This window comes from Citrobacter sp. TBCS-15 (assembly GCF_005280815.1).
GTDB classification, from domain to species: domain Bacteria; phylum Pseudomonadota; class Gammaproteobacteria; order Enterobacterales; family Enterobacteriaceae; genus Citrobacter; species Citrobacter werkmanii.
Genome location: NZ_SZWK01000213.1, coordinates 1 through 375, shown reverse-complemented (window position 1 = coordinate 375; position 375 = coordinate 1). Strand labels below are relative to the sequence as shown.

General features: G+C 54.9%; 1 protein-coding gene. It reads right to left on the bottom strand.

Annotation, left to right across the window (positions count from 1 at the left end; translation table 11 throughout):
- The coding region (locus tag FDW96_RS12725) for a GTP-binding protein (RefSeq protein ID WP_074422569.1) at nt 1-375 on the bottom strand (375 nt) is incomplete at both ends.

Below are 375 nucleotides of genomic sequence, written 5' to 3'. Positions count from 1 at the left end.
GTGTCGTCGCCCGGGAAATCGTACTGAGACAGAAGTTCACGAACTTCCATTTCTACCAGTTCCAGCAGCTCTTCGTCATCAACCATGTCGCATTTGTTCAGGAACACGATGATGTACGGAACGCCTACCTGACGACCCAGCAGGATGTGCTCACGAGTCTGCGGCATCGGGCCGTCAGTCGCAGCAACAACCAGGATCGCGCCGTCCATCTGCGCAGCACCGGTGATCATGTTTTTAACATAGTCGGCGTGGCCCGGGCAGTCTACGTGTGCGTAGTGGCGAGTCGGGGTGTCATATTCAACGTGAGAAGTGTTGATGGTGATACCACGAGCTTTTTCTTCCGGCGCGTTATCGATCTGGTCGAATGCACGAGCA